Here is a 5552-nt window from a genome sequence, read left to right on the forward strand (position 1 = left end):
TTTTTGTCCCTGTGGCATGGCTGGCCTGGTTGCCCGTCGGGTGGTTGGGTTGGTTGTGTCTGGGATTCCTTTGGTTGATTTCGGAAGATGATGTCATCTTTCGTGTTGATGCCAGTTTTGTGAACCCTGTTGGGGTTCGCTTCGTATGGATTGTTCACTGCCGGGTTGTCCTGGTGGTGGGCGTTGTTCATTTACGGAGAGTTTGATCCTGGCTCAGGACGAACGCTGGCGGCGTGCTTAACACATGCAAGTCGAACGATGATGCCCAGCTTGCTGGGCGGATTAGTGGCGAACGGGTGAGTAACACGTGAGTAACCTGCCCTTGACTTCGGGATAACTCCGGGAAACCGGGGCTAATACCGGATATGAGCCGTCCTCGCATGGGGGTGGTTGGAAAGTTTTTCGGTCAGGGATGGGCTCGCGGCCTATCAGCTTGTTGGTGGGGTGATGGCCTACCAAGGCGACGACGGGTAGCCGGCCTGAGAGGGCGACCGGCCACACTGGGACTGAGACACGGCCCAGACTCCTACGGGAGGCAGCAGTGGGGAATATTGCACAATGGGCGAAAGCCTGATGCAGCGACGCCGCGTGAGGGATGAAGGCCTTCGGGTTGTAAACCTCTTTCAGCAGGGAAGAAGCGCAAGTGACGGTACCTGCAGAAGAAGCGCCGGCTAACTACGTGCCAGCAGCCGCGGTAATACGTAGGGCGCAAGCGTTGTCCGGAATTATTGGGCGTAAAGAGCTCGTAGGCGGTTTGTCGCGTCTGGTGTGAAAACTCGAGGCTCAACCTCGAGCTTGCATCGGGTACGGGCAGACTAGAGTGCGGTAGGGGAGACTGGAATTCCTGGTGTAGCGGTGGAATGCGCAGATATCAGGAGGAACACCGATGGCGAAGGCAGGTCTCTGGGCCGCAACTGACGCTGAGGAGCGAAAGCATGGGGAGCGAACAGGATTAGATACCCTGGTAGTCCATGCCGTAAACGTTGGGCACTAGGTGTGGGGCTCATTCCACGAGTTCCGTGCCGCAGCAAACGCATTAAGTGCCCCGCCTGGGGAGTACGGCCGCAAGGCTAAAACTCAAAGGAATTGACGGGGGCCCGCACAAGCGGCGGAGCATGCGGATTAATTCGATGCAACGCGAAGAACCTTACCAAGGCTTGACATGCACGAGAAGCCACCAGAGATGGTGGTCTCTTTGGACACTCGTGCACAGGTGGTGCATGGTTGTCGTCAGCTCGTGTCGTGAGATGTTGGGTTAAGTCCCGCAACGAGCGCAACCCTCGTCCCATGTTGCCAGCGGGTTATGCCGGGGACTCATGGGAGACTGCCGGGGTCAACTCGGAGGAAGGTGGGGATGACGTCAAATCATCATGCCCCTTATGTCTTGGGCTTCACGCATGCTACAATGGCCGGTACAAAGGGCTGCGATACCGTAAGGTGGAGCGAATCCCAAAAAGCCGGTCTCAGTTCGGATTGGGGTCTGCAACTCGACCCCATGAAGTCGGAGTCGCTAGTAATCGCAGATCAGCAACGCTGCGGTGAATACGTTCCCGGGCCTTGTACACACCGCCCGTCAAGTCACGAAAGTCGGTAACACCCGAAGCCCATGGCCCAACCGTTCGCGGGGGGAGTGGTCGAAGGTGGGACTGGCGATTGGGACTAAGTCGTAACAAGGTAGCCGTACCGGAAGGTGCGGCTGGATCACCTCCTTTCTAAGGAGCTACCAACCCTCGCCTTGCCGGTGTTTGCTGGTGGGTGAGTGGTTCAGGTGCCACGCCATCGCCGTCCGTGTGGTGGGTGGTTGCTCATGGGTGGAACATTGACGAAAGAGCTTCTTCGGTCTTGCTGGTGTCAGTACCTGCCGGCTCGCACGCTCCCTTCGGGGTTCGTGCGGGTGGTGGTGGAACATCACGGGTGAGGTCGGGGGGCTTGTCGAGCACACTGTTGGGTCCTCAGGTCACCGGCCACCGGTTGGTGGGGTGCCTGGTACGGGCCGGTCCTTGGACCACGAACCGCTTCGTCTGCGCTCTTGTATGAGGGTGTGGGTGGGGTAGGCGGGTCTGGTGGGGTCGGGGTCGTTGGTTGTTTGAGAACTGCACAGTGGACGCGAGCATCTTTGTAAAGATCAAGACGCACCCTCTTGGGGGTGTGGTTCTTGGTTCTCTGCAGTTTTGTTGTTTTTGTTGAAGTTTTTAAGGGCACAGGGTGGATGCCTTGGCACTAGGAGCCGAAGAAGGACGTGGTAGCCTGCGATAAGCCTCGGGGAGCTGGCAAACGAGCTGTGATCCGAGGGTTTCCGAATGGGGGAACCCCGCACGAGTCATGTCGTGTGACCCGCACCTGAATATATAGGGTGTGTGGAGGGAACGTCGGGAAGTGAAACATCTCAGTACCGACAGGAAGAGATATTCCGTGAGTAGTGGCGAGCGAAAGCGGATGAGGCCAAACCGGGCGCGTGTTCAAGCTGTCAGGCGTTGCGTGTTCGGGGTTGTGGGACCCTTCTGGTGGATCTGACAGTCCACCGGGGAGTAAGAAAGCCGTGTCATAGTCGAACCGCATTGAAAGGCGGACCACAGACGGTGCGAGTCCGGTAGACGAAATGGTGCGGCCTCCCGAAGGGGATCCCAAGTAGCACGGGGCCCGAGAAATCTCGTGTGAATCTGGCAAGACCACTTGCTAAGCCTAAATACTACCTAGTGACCGATAGCGGACCAGTACCGTGAGGGAAAGGTGAAAAGTACCCCGGGAGGGGAGTGAAATAGTACCTGAAACCGTGTGCCTACAATCCGTTGGAGCCTCCTTGGCTGGGGTGACAGCGTGCCTTTTGAAGAATGAGCCTGCGAGTTAGTGCTCAGTGGCGAGGTTAACCCGTGTGGGGAAGCCGTAGCGAAAGCGAGTCCGAACAGGGCGCCCATAGTCGCTGGGTCTAGACCCGAAGCGAAGTGATCTAGCCATGGGCAGGTTGAAGCGCGGGTAAGACCGCGTGGAGGACCGAACCCACCAGGGTTGAAAACCTGGGGGATGACCTGTGGTTAGGGGTGAAAGGCCAATCAAACTTCGTGATAGCTGGTTCTCCCCGAAATGCATTTAGGTGCAGCGTCACGTGTTTCTTGCCGGAGGTAGAGCTACTGGATGGCCGATGGGCCCTACAAGGTTACTGACGTCAGCCAAACTCCGAATGCCGGTAAGTGAAAGCGTGGCAGTGAGACTGCGGGGGATAAGCTCCGTAGTCGAGAGGGAAACAGCCCAGACCACCGGCTAAGGCCCCTAAGCGTGTGCTAAGTGGGAAAGGATGTGGAGTTGCACAGACAACCAGGAGGTTGGCTTAGAAGCAGCCACCCTTGAAAGAGTGCGTAATAGCTCACTGGTCAAGTGATTCCGCGCCGACAATGTAGCGGGGCTCAAGTACACCGCCGAAGCCGTGGCATCTGCGCTCAACTCAGGCCTTCGTGGTCCAGAGGCGCAGGTGGGTAGGGGAGCGTCGTGTGGGCGGTGAAGCCGCGGGGGAACCCAGCGGTGGAGCCCACACGAGTGAGAATGCAGGCATGAGTAGCGAAAGACGGGTGAGAAACCCGTCCGCCGAATGACCAAGGGTTCCAGGGCCAGGTTAATCCGCCCTGGGTAAGTCGGGACCTAAGGCGAGGCCGACAGGCGTAGTCGATGGACAAGGAGTTGATATTCTCCTACCGGCGAAGAACCGCCCATACCGAGCCCGGTGATGCTGACCGCCCAAACCTGCCCATCGACCCTTCGGGGTCACCGGGCAGGGGCGCGCGGGACCCAATCCGGTAGTAGGTAAGCGTATTAACAGGGGTGACGCAGGAAGGTAGCCCGGCGTGGCGATGGTAGACCACGTCCAAGGCTGTAGGCCGTCGGGTAGGCAAATCCGCCCGACATCAAGGTTGAGAGCTGACGGTGAGCGCACAAGCGCGAACTGGGTGATCCTATGCTGCCAAGAAAAGCCTCGGCGCGAGGTTCTAGCCGCCCGTACCCCAAACCGACTCAGGTGGTCAGGTAGAGAATACTAAGGCGATCGAGAGAATCGTGGTTAAGGAACTCGGCAAAATGCCCCCGTAACTTCGGGAGAAGGGGGGCCCGAAGCGTGAACACCCTCGCGGTGGGAGCGTGGACGGCCGCAGAGACCAGGGAGAAGCGACTGTTTACTAAAAACACAGGTCCGTGCGAAGTCGCAAGACGATGTATACGGACTGACGCCTGCCCGGTGCTGGAAGGTTAAGAGGACGGGTCAACCCTTCGGGGTGAAGCTCAGAATTTAAGCCCCAGTAAACGGCGGTGGTAACTATAACCATCCTAAGGTAGCGAAATTCCTTGTCGGGTAAGTTCCGACCTGCACGAATGGCGTAACGACTTCTCCGCTGTCTCAACCGCGAACTCGGCGAAATTGCACTACGAGTAAAGATGCTCGTTACGCGCAGCAGGACGGAAAGACCCCGGGACCTTTACTATAGCTTGGTATTGGTGTTCGGTGCGGCTTGTGTAGGATAGGTGGGAGACTGTGAAGCCCGTACGCCAGTGCGGGTGGAGTCAACGTTGAAATACCACTCTGGCCGCTTCGGATGTCTAACCTCGGTCCGTGATCCGGACCAGGGACAGTGCCTGGTGGGTAGTTTAACTGGGGCGGTTGCCTCCTAAAATGTAACGGAGGCGCTCAAAGGTTCCCTCAGCCTGGTTGGCAATCAGGTGTCGAGTGCAAGTGCACAAGGGAGCTTGACTGTGAGACTGACAGGTCGAGCAGGGACGAAAGTCGGAACTAGTGATCCGGCGGTGGCTTGTGGAAGCGCCGTCGCTCAACGGATAAAAGGTACCCCGGGGATAACAGGCTGATCTTGCCCAAGAGTCCATATCGACGGCATGGTTTGGCACCTCGATGTCGGCTCGTCGCATCCTGGGGCTGGAGTAGGTCCCAAGGGTTGGGCTGTTCGCCCATTAAAGCGGTACGCGAGCTGGGTTTAGAACGTCGTGAGACAGTTCGGTCCCTATCCGCTGCGCGCGCAGGAAACTTGAGAAGGGCTGTCCCTAGTACGAGAGGACCGGGACGGACGAACCTCTGGTGTGCCAGTTGTTCCGCCAGGAGCACCGCTGGTTGGCTACGTTCGGAAGGGATAACCGCTGAAAGCATCTAAGCGGGAAGCCTGCTTCAAGATGAGGTTTCCATACCCTACGGGGTGAGAGGCACCCAGCAGAACACTGGGTCGATAGGCCGGACGTGGAAGCGGGGACGAAAGACCCGTGCAGCTGACCGGTACTAATCAGCCGACAACTTCAACACCAAACACTCTTGTGCTACGCGTCCACTGTGCGGTTCCCGAACCACCAACACCACACCCCCACCCGGGGGTGCCCCGGTGTTGACACGGTTCAACAGAGTTACGGCGGTCACAGCGAAGGGGAAACGCCCGGTCCCATACCGAACCCGGAAGCTAAGCCCTTCAGCGCCGATGGTACTGCCCTGGAGACGGGGTGGGAGAGTAGGACGCCGCCGGACAACCCTTCACCGAAGGCCCACCCCACACGGGGTGGGCCTTCGGCAT

General features: G+C 58.4%; 3 rRNA genes. All 3 read left to right on the forward strand.

Annotation, left to right across the window (positions count from 1 at the left end):
- Positions 1 to 190 precede the first annotated feature (190 nt).
- The 3 genes from B9L22_RS19380 (at position 191) to rrf (ending at position 5506) form a co-directional block, all read left to right on the forward strand.
- Positions 191 to 1712: ribosomal RNA gene (locus B9L22_RS19380) — 16S ribosomal RNA — on the forward strand.
- A 470-nt stretch (positions 1713 to 2182) separates the two neighbouring features.
- Positions 2183 to 5290, forward strand: a 23S ribosomal RNA gene (locus B9L22_RS19385).
- Positions 5291 to 5389: 99 nt separating this feature from the next.
- Positions 5390 to 5506: ribosomal RNA gene (gene rrf, locus B9L22_RS19390) — 5S ribosomal RNA — on the forward strand.
- The 16S, 23S and 5S rRNA genes sit together here, the layout of an rRNA operon.
- The last annotated feature ends 46 nt before the right edge of the window (positions 5507 to 5552 follow it).

The sequence above is a fragment of the Cellulosimicrobium sp. KWT-B genome (assembly GCF_002127155.1).
Taxonomy (GTDB): Bacteria; Actinomycetota; Actinomycetes; order Actinomycetales; family Cellulomonadaceae; genus Cellulosimicrobium; species Cellulosimicrobium funkei.